The organism is Crenobacter cavernae, from assembly GCF_003355495.1.
Classification (GTDB): Bacteria; Pseudomonadota; Gammaproteobacteria; order Burkholderiales; family Chromobacteriaceae; genus Crenobacter; species Crenobacter cavernae.
This window is the reverse complement of sequence record NZ_CP031337.1, coordinates 2,508,150-2,525,404: the sequence shown is the minus strand read 5'-3', so window position 1 is coordinate 2,525,404 and position 17,255 is coordinate 2,508,150. Positions and strand designations below refer to the sequence as shown.

Below are 17,255 nucleotides of genomic sequence, written 5' to 3'. Positions count from 1 at the left end.
GTTTTATTGTTCCCATGCGGGACATACGCAGACACGTACACGAGCCCTACTATTAACGATTCTTGTCTCATAAAGAATTCGGAGTTCTACGCACGGCCGTCATACGTAGAACTACGTAGAAGTGATTTCTTAGCCCCGTAAGGCCTTATGCAGCTCAGACTCAAGATCGTCCTTCTCACCATCCTGCCGCTGTTGCTGGCGATGAGCGCGCTCGGCACGCTGGTGGTCCACCGCGCCGACCGCCTGGCCGAACAGCAAGCCGTGTTGATCGAAGACAGCCTGTACAGCGCGAAACAGGCCGAGCTTCAGCATTACGTGCAGCTGGCGCTGACCGCCATCGACCCGCTCTACCGCTCGGGCCGCAACGATGCCGCCACCCAAGAGCAAGCCAAGCGCATCTTGAGCGGCATCAGTTACGGCGATGACGGTTATTTCTTCGTGTACGATCTGGCCGGCAAAAACCTGGTGCACCCGCGCAAACCGGAGCTGGTGGGGCGCAATCTATGGGATCTCACCGACCCGCACGGCCGCCATGTGATCCGCTCCTTGCTGAACAAGGCGCAGCATGGCGGCGGCTTTCAGCGCTACGAATGGGAAAAGCCCACCACCCGCAAGATGAGCGAAAAACTCGGCTATGTGGTGCTGCTGGAGCGCTGGGGCTGGATGATCGGCACCGGCGTTTATCTTGACGACGTGGAACGCGCCATCCGCGCCTCGCGCGATAAGGCGCGCGCCAACGTCCACGCCACGCTGTGGGACATCGCCGCCGTCGCGCTCGGCGCGGTGCTGTTGGTGTTTGCCGGCGGGCTCGCGCTCAACGTCAGCGAATACCGCGTGGCCGACAAAAAGCTCAAGGTGCTGGCCCAGCGCCTAGTCAACTCGCAAGAACAGGAACGAGCGCGCGTCTCGCGCGAGCTGCACGACGGCATCAGCCAGTTGTTGGTCTCGACCAAATTTCAGTTCGAACTGGTGCAGCACAAACTGGAAAGCGGCGGTCTCGACGTGCTGGAGGCGCTGAACAAGGGCCTGGCGGGGCTCACCGAAGCGCTGGGCGAAGTGCGCCGCGTCTCGCACGACTTGCGCCCTTCGGCACTCGACATGCTGGGCCTGTCGGCCGCGCTGGGCCAGCTGGCGAGCGAATTCGAACAGCGCACCGGCACCAAGGTCGTCGTCGGCAACCGGCTCGGCGACCTCGTCTTGCCCGACCTCGAGGCCGTCGCGCTGTTTCGCATCGCGCAGGAGGCGTTTACCAATATCGAAAGGCACGCCAGCGCCAAATCCGTCGCACTGGAACTGGGCTGCGTCGATCGAACGATACGGCTGGCCATCACCGACGACGGCTGCGGCTTCGACGTCGAAGGCGTGAGCCGATCGACCACCGGCGGCATCGGCCTGCACAATATCCGCGAGCGCGTCGAGCACCTCGGCGGCACGCTCGTCCTCTCGTCCACGTCGGCGGGCACCCTACTGGAAGTCACGCTGCCGCTCCGTTCGGAAGAATCCCATCATGCAAGCTAAGCCCCAACGCGTCCGCCTTGTGCTGGTCGACGACCATCCCCTCGTGCGCGACGGATTGCGTGCCCGCCTCGACGCCGTACCGCACATCGACGTCGTCGGCGAAGCCGGCAGCGGCGCCGAGGCGCTCGCGCTCGCCGACGCCGTGCACCCCGACCTGATGCTGGTGGATATCGGCATGAAAGGGATGAACGGCATCCAGCTCACCGCCGAACTGCGCACGCAACACCCAGGCCTGATGGTGGTCATCCTCAGCATGTACGACAACGCCGAGTACGTGACCAGCGCGATCCGCGCCGGCGCGCGCGGCTATGTGCTCAAAGACGCGCCGTCGCACGAGATCATCGCCGCCATCGAAGCGGCCATGGCGGGCGGCAGCTACTACAGCGCCGCAGTCACCCATACCTTGATCGCACCGCCGGCGGCCGCAGACGATTCGCTGACCGAGCGCGAACGCGAAGTCCTACTGCTGCTGGCGCAGGGACTCAGTAACAAGGCCATCGCCCAGCTGCTCAACATCAGCGTGCGCACCGCCGAGACGCATCGCCTTAGCATCCGCCGCAAGCTGGACATCGAAAGCGCGGCAGGATTCGTCAAATACGCGATGGAAAAAGGCTGGCTCTAAGATGCCTGATGGCGGCCGCATATCGTTGCATCCTTTGCTGCAGACGATTCACTTTCTCAAGCCATGGCTCTCACAAAGACCATGGACGGCAGCCCGGTAGGGCGCAATAAGCGCAGCGCATTGCGCCGAATGCAGCACTTCAATAAAAACAGCCCGCCTGACCCGCGGGCGGTTTTCTTTTTAGGCTCGGCCAACCTTTTCGATTCAGGCAAGGTTGGCCGAGCCCGATGAAAACACCGCCTTGCAGGCAGATCGATGCAAGCCCGCATAGCCGCTCAGGCGCGAAACTTCGACCAGAGCATCGCCCGCACTCCCCCATCAATCCCCGGACAAGAAACAAGTTGGCCGAGGCTCCCAACCCGGCCTCGGCCAACCTTTCCAGCGTTTGAACCGACTACGTCTTCAGCAAAAAGCCCGGGCTCACGGCCCGGGCTTTTTGTGTTGGCGAACCGGCAGGCAGGCGGGGCGAAACTCGTCATCTCGCTGTCCCCGGTCCGGCGAGCGCCCCGGACGGCAGCGGGGCCCATACCGGCTATCCTGAAAAGAGGAACGAGACCCGGTGAACAAGGACCGTCCACCGTGGCGAGGGGTTTGTCGGCCGGCTCGGGCCGGACCGGGAAGGCCCCGATGAGAGGAGGTTCATCATGGCGATCGCTATCACCCTATCCGAATACCTGGAACGTTCTGGCATGGAGTATGACGTCGTGCGGCACCCGGTCAGCCAGTACAGCATGGAGACCGCCGAGCTCGCCCATATCCCGGGCGACCGTGTGGCCAAGACCGTGCTGCTGGAAGATGAGCGGGGCTTTGTCGCGGCGGTGCTGCCGTCGACCTGCCACGTGCAGCTTTCGGTGCTGCGTCGCGACACCGGGCGTCCGTTGCGCTTCGCCCGCGAGGAAGAGTTGAGCGAGCTGTTCAAGGACTGCGAAGTGGGGGCCATCCCTCCGCTCGCGCCGGTCTATGGCGGCATGGCCACCTATGTCGACGACTCCCTGTTGCAGGAGGCAGACGTGTACTTCGAGGCCGGAGACCACCGGGAACTGATCCACATGCGCACCGATGCCTTCATGAAGCTGATGGCTGGGGCAGAGCGCGGACACTTCAGCCGGCATCTATGATTCCCGGCATCGCCGGGGCCGGTTTTCCTGCCGCCGCACACCTTTCCGGTGTGCGGCGTTTGCTTGTAGCGCGATGGCCATGCGGCGGGGCTCTGTTGCAGAAATCAGCGCGGAAGCGGCGGTTCAGCGGTTCCGGTAAGCTGAACGGTTCAAATCCCTGCTCGCCTGACCCGTTCGGGGCTGCATCTACTGATCGACAGTACCGGCATCAAAATGCTGGGCGAGGGCGAGTGGGCTGCGTGCGAATTTTCAATTCGCTCAGGGATAACGAAAAAGTACGGCGCGGAGTAGCGTCGCCAATGGCGCAACGTTCATCAGGTCATTGATGCCGAGACCGTGGAAATCCGGGCCATCGAGATCACCGGCAACTCGGTCGGTGATGCGCCGATGCGGTCGGAACGGTCGTCCCAACTCTCCGAGTATGAACGGATGGCCTCGGTTAGGGCAGATGGCGCCTACGATACCAAGGCCTGCCATGAGGCGATTGCCCAGCGCCAGGCTGACGCCATCATTCTGGTGCGGAAGAACGGGAGACCTTGGCAAGAAAACCGTGTCGGGGCCGGTGTACGCAATGAGATCCTGCGCAGTACCAAACGGTTGGGCCGGACGATCTGGAAGAAATGGTCGGGCTATCACCGACGCAGCTTAGTAGAGGCCAAGATGCGTTGCTTCAAGTTGCTGGGAGAGCGTGTCATGGCTAGAGACTTCGAGCGCCAGGTCGCCGAGCTGCAGATCCGTGCGGTGATCCTGAATCGCTTCACCCGACTCGGCACGCCGGTAACGGTCCCCATGCTCTGAGTCCGTCTGGGGAAAGGGGCTTTGCGCGCTTGATTTTATTTGCGCAACAAAGCCCCTTCAGATAGAAAAGCTGGCCACGATCCGTCGGCGACCCCCTCCCCCCGCGTCGACCGATGCAGCAATTGCGTCCCGAGGGCGGCCTCGAGATCGCCGATGCGCTTGCTGACGACCGACTTCGAGAGGTCGAGACGTGCGGCGGCCGCGGTGAAACTGCCGGTCTCCATGACCAGCAGGAAGGCTTCGATGTCGTTCAGTCGCTAGCGCATCGTTCGTCAACGGCAAACAGGCTGTTCGTGAAGAAAGGCTACGGTCTTGGAGCGCCCGGTCTTAAGATGGGGAAGCAAGCTTGATTGCCCCCGAGCCAAGCGACTAACTTGCCCTTGTCGGGCGGTGTGCAGGTCAACGCCACAGCAGGAAACGGCTTATGAGACTGATCGCGTCCGCAAGTGTCACCTCCACCCCCTTCAACTATACGCACCGCGTCGAGACCGCCGGCTTCGAGTTGTTGAGCGACGAGCCTCCCTCGTCGGGAGGCCAGAACGCCGGGCCGGCCCCCTACGACTACCTGCTGGCGAGCCTGGGAGCGTGTACCGCAATCACGCTGCGGATGTACGCCGAGAAAAAAGGCTGGCACATCGGCGAACTCCAGATATCGCTGACGCTTTCAAAGGACCAGGAAGGCCGGGCATGGATCGAACGGAGCATCAGCACCGATGCGCTCTTGGACGACACCCAGTGGGCCCGGCTGCTCGAGATCGCGGATAAGTCGCCGGTCACCCGGACGCTGCTCAAGGGGGCGAACATCTCGACGTCGCGTGCGGCCCCGGAAAACGTCTGACGCGCCTTCCGCTTTCGGCGACCTCGGACATGTCGCCAGCGCTCTGCCTCGCTGTTATTCGTACGGCACGGCATGGCCCGTCCCCTCCAAGCAGGGCCTGACCTGTATGGTCAGGCCCTGCCCTCGCATTATTCGCTTGGCAGGCTACCGCTATCGCTGCGAATCCAGCTCCTCATGGTGGGTCACCACATCCTGCGCCTTCGTGTAGCTCTCGATCAGCAACTGGTACGCCGGGAAAATCTTGGTGTAGACCTCGGCCCACTGCAGCGCATCCTCGCGGTTCCAGGTCTTTTGCAGCTCCGAGGCCACCGCTGCGGTATCCATCGGTACCACGCCGGCCTGTACCACGCGAGCCAAGGTGATTTCCTGTGCCATCTTCGAGTAGGTGCCCGAGGCGTCGACTACGGCAAACACCTTGTAGCCATCGGTAACCGCGCTGATGGCGGGGAAAGCCATGCACACGCTGGTGATCGTGCCGGCGATGATCAAGGTCTTGCGCCCGGTGGCCTTGACCGCCGCGACGAAGTCCGGGTTGTCCCAGGCGTTGATCTCGCCCTTGCGCGCGACGTACTGGGCGTGCGGCGCGTTCTCGTGAATTTCCGGAATCAGCGGACCATTGGGGCCCTGCGGCACCGACGCGGTGGTGATGACCGGGAGCTTGGACAGCGTCGCCATCTTGGCCAGTGCGGCGGCGCGCGCCCGCAGCTCCGGCATCGGCATGTCGCCACGGTCTGGAACAAGCCGCTCTGGTGATCGATCAGCAGCATGACGGCATCGCTGGGGTCGATGGCCGGGCGTTGACCGTTGAAGTTGGCCGGGGTGCTCATAGCGTTTCTCCTAAGCGTGGGACGATGCATCGACACCGTCGGGTTGAAGTGCCCTATCGCGCCGGATGGGCGACTAAGGCACCTCGTCAAGTTGGCCGAAGCGGCCGCTATTGAAATCGGCGATGGCCTCGCTGATTTCGTCCTGGCTGTTCATCACGAACGGACCGTAGCCGACGACCGGTTCATCGATCGGCTCACCGCTCAGCAGCAACACCGTCGCGTCGCTGTTTGCTTCCAGCGCGATATCCGTACCGTCGCGGTCCAGCATCACCATCTGCGCCTCGCGCGCTACCGCGTCGCCGTTGACCTGTACGGCGCCGTGCAGCACGATCAGCGCCAGCGTGCGGCCGGCCGGGACGCTCAGCTCAGTGTAGCCGCCGCTCTTCAGCTGCAGATCCCACACGTCCATCGGCGTGAAGGTGCGCGCCGGCCCCTTGTTGCCGAGGTAGTCTCCGGCGATGACGCGCACCCGGCCCGTTCCATCCGGTAACGGGACCGATGGGATGTCGGCATCCAGTAGGGTCTGGTAGCCCGGTGCGGCCATCTTGTCTTTGGCCGGCAGGTTGACCCACAGCTGCACCATCTCTAGCGTGCCGCCGCTGCGGGTGAACGCCTCCGAGTGGAACTCCTCGTGCAGGATGCCGGAGGCGGCGGTCATCCACTGCACATCGCCGGGGCCGATGCGGCCGCCGCTGCCGGTCGAGTCGCGGTGCTCCAGCTCGCCCTGGTAGACGATGGTCACCGTTTCGAAGCCGCGATGCGGATGCTGACCCACGCCGCGCGGACGCGCGGCCGGCTTGAATTCGGCCGGACCGGCAAAATCGAGCATCAGGAACGGGCTCGTATGTTGGCCGTGGCTTTGATATGAGAACAGCGTGCGCACCGGGAAACCGTCGCCGACCCAATGCGCTCTGGGGCTGCTGTAGACGCCGAGAATTTTTTTCATCGCCTGCTCCTAGTTTGCGGCCGGTAAGGCCAATCGGGGGATGGCTGAAGCATAGTGGCGCACCGATGGTGCCGGTAGATGGCGTGATATATCCTCAGTGTCCTATTGATAGGACGATGAAGCCGCCATGCAACAGGATCTCAACGATCTCTATTACTTCGCTCAGGTGGCCGACCATCAAGGCTTTGCACCGGCCGGCCGGGCGCTGGGCATCCCGAAGTCGAAGCTGAGCCGCCGCGTCGCCCTGCTCGAGGAGCGGCTCGGTGTACGCTTGATCCAGCGCTCGACGCGCCGCTTCTCGGTCACCGAGGTCGGACAGCGCTACTACGTCCACTGCAAGGCCATGCTGGTCGAGGCGGATGCCGCGCAGGACGCCATCGACGTGATCCGCGCCGAACCGCAAGGGATCGTGCGCCTGAGTTGTCCGGTGGCGCTGCTGCACGCGCGGGTCGGCGCGATGTTGGCCGAGTTCATGGTCGAGCATCCAAAGGTGACCGTGCTACTGGACGCGACCAACCGGGCCGTCGACGTGATTGGCGAAGGGGTCGACGTGGCGATCCGCGTGCGCGTCCCGCCACTGAAGAACAGCGATCTGGTGATGAAGCTGTTGGGAAAACGGACCTGGTGTCTGGTGGCGAGCCCGGCGCTGCTGGGAAAGCATGGCGTGCCGGCGGTCCCGGCCGATCTGAGCGGCCTGCCGAGCCTGGACCTGGGACCGCCTCAACCCGAGCATGTCTGGCAACTCGACGGCCCCGACGGCGCGCAGGCGGCGCTGCACCATACGCCACGGCTGGTGACTGACGACATGGTCATGCTACGCGAGGCAGCAATCGCCGGAGCCGGCGTGGTAACCCTGCCGACGATGATGATCAGGGAAGAACTCGAACAGGGACGACTAGTGAGGGTCATTCCTGACTGGGCACCGAAGGGCGGTGTGATCCATGCCGTTTTCCCGTCGCGGCGCGGCCTGCTACCGGCCGTGCGCCAGCTGATCGACTTCCTGGCGCTGCGCTTTGGGCAGCTCGAAGAAAACTAGGAGGGCAGAAAACGGCAGCCCGAGCCATCCGCGGACGCCCCTCGAGCCGCCGCGCGCAGCCGGCAGCCGAGTTCCCAGGCGGTCGACTTGTCGAAGCGCGTAAAACGCAGCGCCGCCTCCTGCTCTGCGATGCGCGCGAGGTCGGCGTCGATCTCCCGGCTCATGCTCTACCCTCCCCGCTCAGCTCGACCTCGCGCCGCTCGGCGGCGCTGACGCAGCCGGCTTCGATCAGCGTCATCACGGCGATCGCGTCGTCGGCGCTCACCGGGTTGGCCGAGCCGTCGCGGATCGCGTCTCGCAGCGCCGCGTAGTAGGCCGGGTAGTCGCCGCGCCGCGTCGGCACCGTCTCGTACACCGGCGCGCCGTCCTGCCAGCTCGTCAGCGTGCCGTGGCGCACATCGCGCCCCCAGTCGGCGGCGGGCGGGAAGCGGCCGGCCTTGAGCGCCGCCTCCTGCTCGTCGAGCCCGTGCTTGACGTAGCTCGCTTCAGTGCCGTGCACCGCGAAGCGTGCGCCCGGCTCGGCGGTCAGCGCGCTGGCGGCGAGCACGACCTGCAGCCGCGGGTAGCGCAACGGCGCGCGGAAGCAATCGTCGACCTCGGCGCCGTCGCGCACCATGTCGCGCGTCAGCACAATCCCCTCAGGCATACCGAACAGCTGCCGTGCCTGGTCGATCAGGTGCGGGCCGAGGTCGTACCACAGGCCGGAGCCGACGCTCACCGCGCTCTCGCGCCAGCGCACCGGCACCTGCGGCCGGTAACGGTCGAAGCGCGATTCGAAAGCGACCACACGCCCCAGGCGGCCGGCGTCCAGCCGGTGGTCGGCTACCATGAAGAGGCCAGCATCCCCGCCGACAGCCGCACCGAAACCTTCGTCGCGCTGAAGGCCGAGATCTCGAACTGGCGCTGGGCCGGCGTACCGTTCTTCCTGCGCACCGGCAAGCGCATGGCCGAGCGCGTCGCCGAGATCGTGATCAACTTCCGCGACGTGCCGCACGCGCTGTTCCCGAACCCGACCGGCCTCCCCTTCGCCAACCGGCTGGTGATCCGGCTGCAGCCGGATGAAAGCATCCGGCTCTACTTCCTCGCCAAGGAGCCGGGCGACGGCATGCGTCTGCAGCCGACCTATCTGAACCTCGACTTCCAGTCGATGTTCAAGGTGCGCCGCGCCGACGCCTACGAGCGGCTGCTGCTCGACGTGATGATCCGCGGCGACCTGTCGCTGTTCATGCGCCGCGACGAGTTGGCCGAGGCCTGGCGCTGGGTCGAGCCGATCCTCGAGAACTGGGCGACGAGCCCGATCCCGCCCAAGACCTACACCGCCGGCACCTGGGGGCCGGCCGCGTCGAGCGGCCTGTTGTCGCGCGACGGCGTCGCCTGGCACGAGGAAGTGTGAGATGTGGATCGAATGCAAGGATGGCGACGAACACGTCGCCAGATTGACGAAGGCAGTCAGTGACGGGCTGGCCGCAACGTTGGCCGAGCAAGGCCGCGCGACGCTCGCCGTGTCGGGCAGGCGCTCGCCGGTGCCGCTGTTTCACGCCTTGGCCGAGGCCGACCTCGACTGGTCGCGCGTCACCGTCACGCTCGTCGACGAACGCTTTGTGCCGGCGGACCACGCCGACAGCAACGAGCGGCTGGTGCGCGAACACCTGATGGTCGGCCGTGCCCGCGCCGCGACCTTTGTCGGCCTGGTGGCGGACCCCGAAGACCTCGCCGCCTCGGTCGCCGCCGCGAACCGCGCCTACCGGCCGATCGACGTCGCCGTGCTCGGCATGGGCGAGGACGGCCACACCGCGTCGCTGTTCCCCGACGCGCCGGAGTTTTCCGCCGGGCTCGCCCCGGCCAACCCGGCCGCCTATCTTTCGGTGACGCCGCCGGCTGCGCCGCACGCGCGCGTCAGCCTGACGCTCGCGGCGCTCTTGTCGGCCAAACGGCTGATCCTCGCGATCGCCGGCGAGCCCAAGCGGCGCGTGTACGACGCGGCCTCGGCCAACCTTACGACCGCGCTACCGATCAGCGCGCTCATCCACCAGACGAAAGTGCCCTTCGATGCTTACTGGACCCGCTGACTTCCCGCCGCGCCTGATCGCCGACATCGGCGGCACCAACGCCCGCTTCGCGCTCGAGACCGCGCCCGGCGTCATGGACAGGATCGAGGTGCTCGCCTGCGCCGACTACCCGACGATGGAGATCGCGATCCGCGCCTACCTCGCCGGTTGCGGCGAGCCGGACGTGCGCCACGCGTCTGTCGGCATCGCCAACCCGGTCACCGGCGACTGGGTGCAGATGACCAACCACCACTGGGCCTACTCGATCGAGGCGACCCGGCTGGCGCTCGGCTTCGACACGCTCTTGGTAATCAACGACTTCACCGCGCTCGCGCTGTCGCTGCCGCACCTGCCGTCGCCCGAACTGATCCAGGTCGGCGGCGGCGAGCCGCTGGCGGGCGCGCCGCTCGCACTGCTGGGCGCCGGCACCGGGCTCGGCGTCTCGGGCCTCGTGCCGATGCCGGGCGGCGCGCCGGTCGCGCTGGCCGGCGAAGGCGGCCACGCGAGCTTCGCGCCGTTCGACGAGCGCGAGCTGGAGATCTGGCGCTTCGCGCGCGCGCGCTTCGGCCATGTATCGATGGAACGGATGCTGTCCGGGCCGGGCCTGAAGCTGATCTACGAGGCACTGAGCCACATCGCCGGCGAGCCGTGGGAGCCGCGGACCGCGTCGCAGATCAGCGCCGAGGGCGTCAGCGGCGAATGCGTGCGCTGCCGCGAGGCGATCGACACGTTTACCGCTATACTCGGCACCGCCGCGGCCAACCTGGCACTGACGCTCGGCGCGCGCGGCGGCGTGTACATCGGCGGCGGCATCGTGCCCAAGCTCGGCGACTACTTCGCCCGCTCGCCGTTCCGCGCCCGCTTCGAGGACAAGGGACGCTTCTCGGCCTACCTCGCGGCGATTCCGGTTTACGTCATCACCAGCCCGTGGCCGGCTCTGACAGGAGCGGCCGCCGCGCTGGCCGCACACCTGGATGGGTAACACCATGCTTGAACGCATCAAAAGCCAGCTCGACCTGTTTTCCTCCGCCGAACGCAAGGTGGCCGAGCGGGTGCTGGCGCAGCCGAACGAGTTCATCCAGGCGGCGGTCGCCGACATCGCCGAAAGCGCCGGCGTCAGCCAGCCGACGGTGATCCGCTTCTGCCGCAGCCTCGGCTGCTCCGGCCTGCCCGACTTCAAGCTGAAGCTCGCCGGCAGCCTGGTCGGCGGCGTGCCCTACGTGCATTCGAGCGTCGGGCCCGACGACCCGACGTCGGAGCTGGCCGCCAAGGTGTTCGACAACACCGTCTCGGCGCTCCTGAAATGCCGCAACGACCTCAACTCGGTCGCGATCGACGAGGCAATAGCCCTCCTCGCCCACGCGCGGCGCATCGAGTTCTACGGCCTCGGCAACTCCGGCATCATCGCCGCCGACGCACAGCATAAGTTCTTCCGCTTCGACATCCCGACCGTCGCCTACGCCGACAACCACATCCAGACCATGGCCGCCTCGCTGTTGGGGCCAAATGACGTGCTGGTCGCGATCTCGAACTCGGGGCGCACCATCGAGCTGCTGGACGCGGTCGAGATCGCGCTGGCCGGCGGCTGCAAGGTGGTCGCGATCACCTCGTCGAACTCGCCGCTGTCCAAGCTCGCGACGGTGACGCTGCCGGCCGACACCCAGGAAGACAGCGAGACCTACAGCCCGATGATCTCGCGCATCGTCCACCTGGTGCTGATCGACGTGCTGGCGGTCGGCGTCGCGCTCAAGCGCGGCCCGAACCTCTACACCACGCTGGAAAAGACCAAGCGCAGCCTGAAAAACCGCCGCCGCAGCCTCGAGGCATGAGCCTTCCTGGGCGCCATGGCCTTGCATCGTGGGAATCGAGCCAGGAGTAGAGGGATGGGTCGCAAGCCAACCACCCCGTTGGGTGGCTCCACCCTCCTGCCATCAGAAAAAGCTCGGCCAACCTTTGCAGGTTGGCCGAGCTTTTTCCGATGCGGATCGTGCTTACCAGCGGTAACGCGCCGTCGCTACGACGCTGCGGCCCTTGCCATAGAAGCACACCCTGTCGCTCTGGCAGCCGGACACGTACTCCTCGTCGGCAAGGTTCTGCGCGTTGACGGCGAAGCGCCACGGCCCCGTCTCGTAGTAGACGGCGGCGTCGAACAGCGTGTAGCTCGGCACGTCGAGCTTGTAGTCTGCAGGTCTCAAAGTCGCAAGATCGATGCGCGCACCCTGGGTAGAGCCGACGTAACGCGCGCCGAGGCCGAAGCCGAGGCCGTTGAGCACGCCCTGACCGAAGCGGTAGCTACCCCATAGCGAAGCGATATTGCGCGGTGTCGGGACATCGGTCGGACGCTGATCCTTGGCGGGACCATTGGCCTCGATGTTCCCGACGTCCTGGTAGGTATAGGACGCGATCAGCTTGATCTGGCGCGTCACCTCGGCGGCCGCCTCGACCTCGAAACCGCGCGAGCGAACCTTGCCCGTCTGCACCTGATAGCCGGCTGCCGCACGCAGTGCGTCCGGATCGCCGGTCAGCACGTTGCTCTGGACCAGGTCCCAGATCGCGGTCGTCAACGAAGTCCTGCCGCCCTCGGGCTGATACTTCACACCGGCTTCGTACTGCTTGCCGCGCGACGGTTCGAAGGTCGAACCGTCGGGGTTGCTCTGGAAGTAGGGCAGGAATGACGTCGAGTAGCCGACGTACGGCGCAAAACCGTTGCCGGCTTGGTACACGAGACCAATGCGACCGGTCGTGGCGCTGTCGTCCCGCTCGGCCTTGTTCAGCGAGGCACCGGTGGTGTCGGTATGCGTGTCCGCCCGGTCGTGGCGCAGTCCCAGCACCGCGGTCCAGCGCGGGCCGAAGCTGAGCTGGTCTTGCAGATAGAGCCCCAACTGCTCCTGCTTTTCGGACTTGTTCGTTTGGGGACCGAACCTGTCCGCCGTGATCGGCTGGTACACCGGCCGGAACAGGTCCAGGGCAAGAGGGGCAAACAAACCCATCATCCGCGGGATGTTGCGACTGACTTCGTCGAGCTTCTGCTGCTGGTAGTCGAGGCCGGCGAGCAGCGTATGGCGCACGCTTCCGGTCGCGAACCTGGCTTCGAGCTGGTTGTCGAGCGAGACGCGCTCGGCCGACGTGTTGAAGATGTCGGCCAGGCGGAACAGCGTGCGCCGGCTCGGGTCGAGAGGGCTCAGTCCCCAGCCGTAGACCGAGTTATTGTCGACGTCGAGTTTGCTCAGCAACAGGTTCTGGCGGAAGGCCAGCGCGTCGTCGAAGCGGTGCTCGAACTGGTAGCCGAGCCACTGCTGCTCCTTCTTGTAGCGGCTGAAGCCGGGGTCACCGGTGTAAAGGTCGCGCGAGATCTTGCCGTTCGGGTTCGGCAGCACGGTGCCCTGCGCCGGCAGGAAATTGTCCGAGCTGTCGGTATCGTCCTTCAGGAAACCCGCCTGCAGCGTCAACCTGGTCGCCGCGCTCGGCCGCCAGGTCAACGACGGCGCGAGCAGCACACGGTCGCTGGCGTGCGGACCGGTGGGCAGGTCTTCGCTGCGGCCGAAACCGACCAGCCGGTACGACCACTCGCCGTTCTCGTCGATCGCGCCGCCGAGGTCCAGACCGAGACGCTGGTGGCCATGGTTGCCGACGCCGAGCTCGATCTCGCGCACCGGCTTGAGCGCCGGTTTCTTGGACACCAGGTTGACGGTGCCGCCCGGGTCGCCCTGGCCGTACAGCACCGACGCCGGGCCGCGCAAGAGTTCGATGCGCTCGAGCAGGTACGGCTCGACGATCCAGCTCGCGGCATTCTTGGTCACCGGCAGTTTCAAGCCGTCGAGGTAGACGTTGGGGCTGAAGCCGCGCACATAGGTGTACCAGTCGGAGCGCGAGCTGGCACCGTAGGTCGACACGCCGGCGCTGTAGGACAAGGCTTCGTTGACGCTGCGCGCGCCGTAGTCCTCGATCCTGTCGCGCGTGATCACCGACACCGACTGCGGCGTCTCGATCAGCGGCGTGTCGGTCTTCATGCCGGCCGCGCTGCGCTGGACTACGTAGCCTTTGACCGGTCCGGTCGCCGTTTCCCCGGCCGCCTCGGCGGTGACCGCAACCGTCGCCAACTCGGCCTTCCCTCGAGACGGCCCTTCCCCCTTGCTTTCTACCGCAGCGGCCGCTGGCAACGCGTACGCGGCCAGCACCGCAACGGCGATGCCGCTGCGGTGAAACTTGAACACCATGACTCCCCCCGGATACACAAATTGCAAGACTGGCCTCTCCCCTGACCCGATACGGGTGGCTTAAAGGCCGTCTTTATGTCGTTTTAAGGGCGCACACTATACCAAGACTTGCAAACATGTTGTCGGTCGCCGGCATACGCGCTGCCCGTCAGCGCCCAGTCGCGGCCGAGTTCGACGCGACCGGCGATATCCTGCCCGGTTGAAGGTCAGTCCATCCTGCACCCGCCTTGCAACGGCACCGCCGCCTGCCCCGCCGATAGCGGGACCCCTGCCATCCCGACGCAGCGCGAGGACGCGCCACGGCTTGACGCTCGCGGCAGGACGCTATAGTATCCGCCCTCTTCCGGAGGGATTCCCGAGCGGTCAAAGGGATCAGACTGTAAATCTGACGGCTCTGCCTTCGAAGGTTCGAATCCTTCTCCCTCCACCAGCATTCAGCAAAGAGCCCGGACCGCGCGTCCGGGCTCTTTGCGCTTGTCGCTGACCACCTCGCCGGAGTCGGCCGCCCCGCCCCTCGCCCCGCCCGGTAAAATCCCCCCTCGATACACTGGCCGCGCCACGGAGCGGCACGACAGAAGGACGACTCATGGCCGCCAAACCGAAGAAATCCAAGGCCGACAAGCCGGTCAACGCCACCAAGGCGGCCGAATTGAAACGCTTTGCGCTGGCCGAAGCGGCCTGCCAGGCGGTGATGCAGGTGTTTGCCGTGATGGAAAAGTCTGACGCGTTGGCCGAGCACGAAACGGCGCGGCAGTACGCACAGAAGGCCAGCGTGTTTTACCGCAAGATCCGCAACGGCAAGATCCTGAGCCCGGCCGACTTCAACCTAGCGGTGGAACTGTGCACCGCCGGCCGCCGCGCGCTGCAGGCGCTGGACGCGAAACTGGAATTCGCCGGCTGGCCACAGGCGGAAGCCCTGCTCGACGCCGAGCGGCAAAGCCGCGCGGTGCTGCGCGAATACCGCGCGCTGATCGCACCGCCGACGCGCAGCGCCTGAGCGCCTCATGACGACCGGATGCGGTCGTGAAAAGGGCTCGGCCAACCTTCAAGGTTGGCCGAGCCCTTTTACCTCTCACCGTGCGAACCTCAGAGGTAGTCGTAGCCCTTGACCGGCACACTGTCTTCCTTCTCCTCCTTGATGCTCGCCTGATTGGCCTTGTGGTCCCAGAACAGATACCAGCCATGGCGCTGGTCTTCTACCACCTCGGGATGCTCTTCCAGGTAGTGATCCATGAACTCGGTGAACTCCGAAACATAGCCTTCATGCCCCGGGCGATAACCTTTGTGTGCGGTACGCATATCGATACCCTCCACTCTCCCGACCGGGCCGTCGAACAGAGAACACTCCCACCGTTAAGATAGCCGGAACTGAGGGCTTGTTCCGCCGAAATGACGGGGATCGTCCCGCGAAATGTCCGGAAAACCCGCACAACATCAAAACGCATTCCCTCGCCGTCAGCCTGCCTAAACGCGACTGCCGGACCGCGCGCTGAGCAGCAGCCCGAGCACCGCCAGCGCCAGCACCATCGCGTTGATCAGATGCCACAGGAAGTGCGTGCCGAGCGCGAAGCGCGGGCAGACGGCCAGGTCGGCGCTGCGAAAGCCCACCGACACGACGAAGGCGCCGGCGGCGCCCAGGAGGCACGGCCAGCCATCGCGCCGCGCGACGGCCTCGCCGGCGCCGATGGCGGACAGCACCGCGAGCGCCGGCAGGTAGACCAGCGAGCCGTTGAGCACAGCCGGGAAGCCCGCCGCCCCGACGCCCGCGGCGACGAAGGCGGCAAGAAACCCCGCCACCGCCGCCCTGCCCCAGCCGGCCACGCCGCGAAAGTAGAGCCCGAGAAACACCAGCTGGAACAGCAGGATGGGGAATTCGTCGAGCGCCTCGGCCCAGGTAGTGGCAAACGCGTGGAAGGTGAAGCTGCCGGCGCCGATCAGCGCGATCAGCGCCGCGAGCAGGCGGCCGCGCGCGCGCCACGCGCCGGCCGACGCCGCCCGCCGCCACACCAGCCACGCGGCGGCGAAGAAGGCGAGGTTGCTCAGCGTATTGACCGGCTCGGCCATCAGGCCGGGCGCGAGGCGCTCGCAGTAGAGGTCGACGTAGCTCATGGGCTCCCCCGGTTCCGCCAGGTGGACGGCCGCTGCGGCGTGCTTGACGGCACGCGTGCGGGCCCGGCCAAGCCTAAGCCGTTTTCATGACATGAAGGTTGGCCGAGCCGGTGCGCCGGCGTGTAGCGGCCGGCCGCAGCGCGCTTTTGCAGCGGAAAGAGTCGGGCGTCAGCCGCCCTCGGCCGCCCACAGCAATGCGCCGTCCTGCTCGTCCAGGCGGGTGCCCAGCTCGGCCGACAGCGCCTTCATCCGCCGGCAGATGGCCGCCCGTTCCGGTTCCTGCGCGATAGCGACCCGAGCAAACGACAGGCTGGCCGGGATCAGCTCCAGCCGCGTCAGCCGCTGCCCGTCGAAGGTCACGAGGAACAGGAAGGAGCGGTCGTTGCGCATCAGCGGGTCGACCGCGTAGTCGTCGATGAAGTCGCCGGTGTCGTACAGGATGGGCTTGCCGCGGTGGATCTCGACGCCCTGCACGAGGTGCGCGCTGTGGCCGAAGTAGAGGTCGACGCCCAGCTCGACGACCGCGCGGGCGAAGGCGCGAAAGTGCGCGGGCGGCCTGTCGACCATGTTCGGCCCCCAGTGGTTGGAGAAGACCACCAGGTCGGCGCCGGCGCGCCGCGCCGAGGCGATCAGGTCCGCCAGATAGGCTAGCGTCTCGCGGGACGGCGACACCGGCAGGTAATGGGTGCCGGCCGAGGTCGGCGTGGCGGCAAAGTCGGCTTCGTTGTCGGTGACGGCGATCAGCGCCACCTTCTGCCCGCCGGCCTCGAGCCAGGCCGGCGCCGCCGCGTCGGCCAGCGTGCGGCCGGCCCCGGCGTGGCCGATGCCGGCGCGGTCCAGATGGGCGAGCGTGTCGAACAGCCCCTGTTCTTCAAAGTCGAGCGTGTGGTTGTTGGCCAGCGACACGGCGTCGACACCGGCGGCGGCGAGGACCTTCAGCACGTGCGGCCCGCCGCGGAAATGAAAAAGCTTCCAGCCGCGCGACCACGGCCGGTCGTGGTCGGTGATCGCGCACTCGAGGTTGACGATGAAGAGGTCTGCCGCGGCGAGGCGAGGCAAGAGGTCGCCCCAGGGGTCGGCGGCCGCCATGCCGCGCACCGCGCGGCTCACCCCCCGCCCCAGCATCACGTCCCCGGCCAGTGCCATCGTGATCACGTCCGCCCTCCCTGCCGTAATTA

General features: G+C 66.1%; 19 protein-coding genes, 1 tRNA gene and 1 pseudogene. 12 read left to right on the top strand and 9 right to left on the bottom strand.

Annotation, left to right across the window (positions count from 1 at the left end; all coding sequences use genetic code 11):
* The first annotated feature begins 147 nt into the window (after positions 1-147).
* From DWG20_RS12320 to DWG20_RS12305, 4 genes and pseudogenes are all read left to right on the top strand, one after another.
* Positions 148-1,518, top strand: a complete 1,371-nt coding sequence (locus tag DWG20_RS12320; RefSeq protein ID WP_115434094.1) for a cache domain-containing protein — start codon at positions 148-150, stop codon at positions 1,516-1,518.
* Entirely contained in the window at positions 1,508-2,140 is a 633-nt protein-coding gene (locus tag DWG20_RS12315; RefSeq protein WP_115434093.1) for a response regulator, read from the top strand. Before DWG20_RS12320 ends, DWG20_RS12315 begins: the two co-directional genes overlap by 11 nt.
* 644 nt (positions 2,141-2,784) lie before the next feature.
* Complete coding sequence (locus DWG20_RS12310; RefSeq protein ID WP_115434092.1) at positions 2,785-3,258, top strand: aminoacyl-tRNA deacylase; 474 nt, start codon at positions 2,785-2,787, stop codon at positions 3,256-3,258.
* Between the two features lie 147 nt (positions 3,259-3,405).
* Positions 3,406-4,056: pseudogene (locus DWG20_RS12305) on the top strand (IS5 family transposase); the annotation flags it as partial.
* A 35-nt stretch (positions 4,057-4,091) separates the two neighbouring features.
* Here DWG20_RS12305 and DWG20_RS16770 read toward each other — a convergent pair.
* Complete coding sequence (locus DWG20_RS16770; protein ID WP_220271958.1) at positions 4,092-4,280, bottom strand: helix-turn-helix domain-containing protein; 189 nt, start codon at positions 4,278-4,280, stop codon at positions 4,092-4,094.
* A gap of 200 nt (positions 4,281-4,480) precedes the next feature.
* Between DWG20_RS16770 and DWG20_RS12295 the strand changes: the two genes are divergently transcribed.
* Positions 4,481-4,894 (top strand): OsmC family protein, encoded by a 414-nt coding sequence (locus DWG20_RS12295; protein ID WP_115434091.1) that lies wholly within the window; start codon positions 4,481-4,483, stop codon positions 4,892-4,894.
* A gap of 150 nt (positions 4,895-5,044) precedes the next feature.
* Here the strand turns inward: DWG20_RS12295 and DWG20_RS12290 are convergent, their stop codons facing one another.
* Both DWG20_RS12290 and DWG20_RS12285 read right to left on the bottom strand, forming a co-directional pair.
* Entirely contained in the window at positions 5,045-5,608 is a 564-nt protein-coding gene (locus DWG20_RS12290) for an isochorismatase family protein (RefSeq protein ID WP_220271957.1), read from the bottom strand.
* 186 nt (positions 5,609-5,794) lie between these two features.
* A complete protein-coding gene (locus DWG20_RS12285; RefSeq protein ID WP_115434090.1) occupies positions 5,795-6,667 on the bottom strand; it encodes a pirin family protein in 873 nt (290 codons plus the stop codon).
* Between the two features lie 127 nt (positions 6,668-6,794).
* On the opposite strand from DWG20_RS12285, the gene DWG20_RS12280 reads away from it, so the two are divergent.
* Positions 6,795-7,703, top strand: a complete 909-nt coding sequence (locus DWG20_RS12280) for a LysR family transcriptional regulator (protein ID WP_115434089.1) — start codon at positions 6,795-6,797, stop codon at positions 7,701-7,703.
* Here the strand turns inward: DWG20_RS12280 and DWG20_RS16150 are convergent.
* Both DWG20_RS16150 and DWG20_RS16475 read right to left on the bottom strand, forming a co-directional pair.
* On the bottom strand, positions 7,700-7,867 hold the full coding sequence (locus DWG20_RS16150) for a heme-degrading domain-containing protein (RefSeq protein ID WP_181881025.1): 168 nt from the start codon (positions 7,865-7,867) through the stop codon (positions 7,700-7,702). The genes DWG20_RS12280 and DWG20_RS16150 overlap by 4 nt on opposite strands.
* Positions 7,864-8,532, bottom strand: a complete 669-nt coding sequence (locus DWG20_RS16475; protein WP_115434804.1) for a Gfo/Idh/MocA family oxidoreductase — start codon at positions 8,530-8,532, stop codon at positions 7,864-7,866. The genes DWG20_RS16150 and DWG20_RS16475 overlap by 4 nt, the downstream gene beginning before the upstream one ends.
* On the opposite strand from DWG20_RS16475, the gene DWG20_RS16470 reads away from it, so the two are divergent.
* Genes DWG20_RS16470 through hexR form a run of 4 tightly spaced genes read left to right on the top strand, consistent with a single transcriptional unit; the run spans position 8,449 to position 11,580 of the window.
* Positions 8,449-9,096, top strand: a complete 648-nt coding sequence (locus DWG20_RS16470) for a glucose-6-phosphate dehydrogenase (NADP(+)) (protein WP_245944817.1) — start codon at positions 8,449-8,451, stop codon at positions 9,094-9,096. The two genes, DWG20_RS16475 and DWG20_RS16470, sit on opposite strands and share 84 nt — an antisense overlap.
* Before the next feature lies 1 nt (position 9,097).
* Complete coding sequence (pgl, locus tag DWG20_RS12265; protein WP_115434088.1) at positions 9,098-9,772, top strand: 6-phosphogluconolactonase; 675 nt, start codon at positions 9,098-9,100, stop codon at positions 9,770-9,772.
* Positions 9,753-10,733: a glucokinase gene (locus tag DWG20_RS12260; RefSeq protein ID WP_115434087.1), complete on the top strand. Its 981-nt coding sequence runs from the start codon at positions 9,753-9,755 to the stop codon at positions 10,731-10,733. Before pgl ends, DWG20_RS12260 begins: the two co-directional genes overlap by 20 nt.
* Positions 10,734-10,737: 4 nt before the next feature.
* Positions 10,738-11,580, top strand: a complete 843-nt coding sequence (gene hexR / locus DWG20_RS12255; RefSeq protein ID WP_115434803.1) for a transcriptional regulator HexR — start codon at positions 10,738-10,740, stop codon at positions 11,578-11,580.
* 162 nt (positions 11,581-11,742) lie between these two features.
* Here hexR and DWG20_RS12250 read toward each other — a convergent pair whose 3' ends face one another.
* Complete coding sequence (locus DWG20_RS12250) at positions 11,743-13,968, bottom strand: TonB-dependent siderophore receptor (protein ID WP_115434086.1); 2,226 nt, start codon at positions 13,966-13,968, stop codon at positions 11,743-11,745.
* Between the two features lie 345 nt (positions 13,969-14,313).
* On the opposite strand from DWG20_RS12250, the gene DWG20_RS12245 reads away from it, so the two are divergent.
* Both DWG20_RS12245 and DWG20_RS12240 read left to right on the top strand, forming a co-directional pair.
* A tRNA-Tyr gene (locus DWG20_RS12245) sits at positions 14,314-14,398 on the top strand.
* Positions 14,399-14,554: 156 nt separating this feature from the next.
* A complete protein-coding gene (locus tag DWG20_RS12240) occupies positions 14,555-14,965 on the top strand; it encodes a hypothetical protein (RefSeq protein ID WP_115434085.1) in 411 nt (136 codons plus the stop codon).
* 89 nt (positions 14,966-15,054) lie between these two features.
* On the opposite strand, the gene DWG20_RS12235 is transcribed toward DWG20_RS12240, so the two are convergent.
* The 3 genes from DWG20_RS12235 to DWG20_RS12225 all read right to left on the bottom strand — a co-directional run bounded on the left by DWG20_RS12235 (position 15,055) and on the right by DWG20_RS12225 (position 17,223).
* Entirely contained in the window at positions 15,055-15,267 is a 213-nt protein-coding gene (locus DWG20_RS12235; RefSeq protein ID WP_115434084.1) for a DUF3460 family protein, read from the bottom strand.
* Positions 15,268-15,432: 165 nt separating this feature from the next.
* A complete protein-coding gene (locus tag DWG20_RS12230) occupies positions 15,433-16,077 on the bottom strand; it encodes a ceramidase domain-containing protein (protein ID WP_115434083.1) in 645 nt (214 codons plus the stop codon).
* Between the two features lie 168 nt (positions 16,078-16,245).
* Positions 16,246-17,223 (bottom strand): CapA family protein, encoded by a 978-nt coding sequence (locus DWG20_RS12225; RefSeq protein WP_245944816.1) that lies wholly within the window; start codon positions 17,221-17,223, stop codon positions 16,246-16,248.
* Positions 17,224-17,255 lie beyond the last annotated feature (32 nt).

Coding starts and splice junctions, on each gene's coding strand:
- DWG20_RS12225 (WP_245944816.1), bottom strand. CDS start 17,223: ATGGCACTGGCCGGGGACGTGATGCTGGGGCGGGGGGTGAGCCGCGCG.
- DWG20_RS12280 (WP_115434089.1), top strand. CDS start 6,795: ATGCAACAGGATCTCAACGATCTCTATTACTTCGCTCAGGTGGCCGAC.
- DWG20_RS12315 (WP_115434093.1), top strand. CDS start 1,508: ATGCAAGCTAAGCCCCAACGCGTCCGCCTTGTGCTGGTCGACGACCAT.
- hexR (WP_115434803.1), top strand. CDS start 10,738: ATGCTTGAACGCATCAAAAGCCAGCTCGACCTGTTTTCCTCCGCCGAA.
- DWG20_RS12310 (WP_115434092.1), top strand. CDS start 2,785: ATGGCGATCGCTATCACCCTATCCGAATACCTGGAACGTTCTGGCATG.
- DWG20_RS16150 (WP_181881025.1), bottom strand. CDS start 7,867: ATGAGCCGGGAGATCGACGCCGACCTCGCGCGCATCGCAGAGCAGGAG.
- DWG20_RS12235 (WP_115434084.1), bottom strand. CDS start 15,267: ATGCGTACCGCACACAAAGGTTATCGCCCGGGGCATGAAGGCTATGTT.
- DWG20_RS12320 (WP_115434094.1), top strand. CDS start 148: ATGCAGCTCAGACTCAAGATCGTCCTTCTCACCATCCTGCCGCTGTTG.
- pgl (WP_115434088.1), top strand. CDS start 9,098: ATGTGGATCGAATGCAAGGATGGCGACGAACACGTCGCCAGATTGACG.
- DWG20_RS16770 (WP_220271958.1), bottom strand. CDS start 4,280: ATGGAGACCGGCAGTTTCACCGCGGCCGCCGCACGTCTCGACCTCTCG.
- DWG20_RS12290 (WP_220271957.1), bottom strand. CDS start 5,608: ATGCCGGAGCTGCGGGCGCGCGCCGCCGCACTGGCCAAGATGGCGACG.
- DWG20_RS12240 (WP_115434085.1), top strand. CDS start 14,555: ATGGCCGCCAAACCGAAGAAATCCAAGGCCGACAAGCCGGTCAACGCC.
- DWG20_RS12230 (WP_115434083.1), bottom strand. CDS start 16,077: ATGAGCTACGTCGACCTCTACTGCGAGCGCCTCGCGCCCGGCCTGATG.
- DWG20_RS12295 (WP_115434091.1), top strand. CDS start 4,481: ATGAGACTGATCGCGTCCGCAAGTGTCACCTCCACCCCCTTCAACTAT.
- DWG20_RS12285 (WP_115434090.1), bottom strand. CDS start 6,667: ATGAAAAAAATTCTCGGCGTCTACAGCAGCCCCAGAGCGCATTGGGTC.
- DWG20_RS16475 (WP_115434804.1), bottom strand. CDS start 8,532: ATGGTAGCCGACCACCGGCTGGACGCCGGCCGCCTGGGGCGTGTGGTC.
- DWG20_RS12260 (WP_115434087.1), top strand. CDS start 9,753: ATGCTTACTGGACCCGCTGACTTCCCGCCGCGCCTGATCGCCGACATC.
- DWG20_RS12250 (WP_115434086.1), bottom strand. CDS start 13,968: ATGGTGTTCAAGTTTCACCGCAGCGGCATCGCCGTTGCGGTGCTGGCC.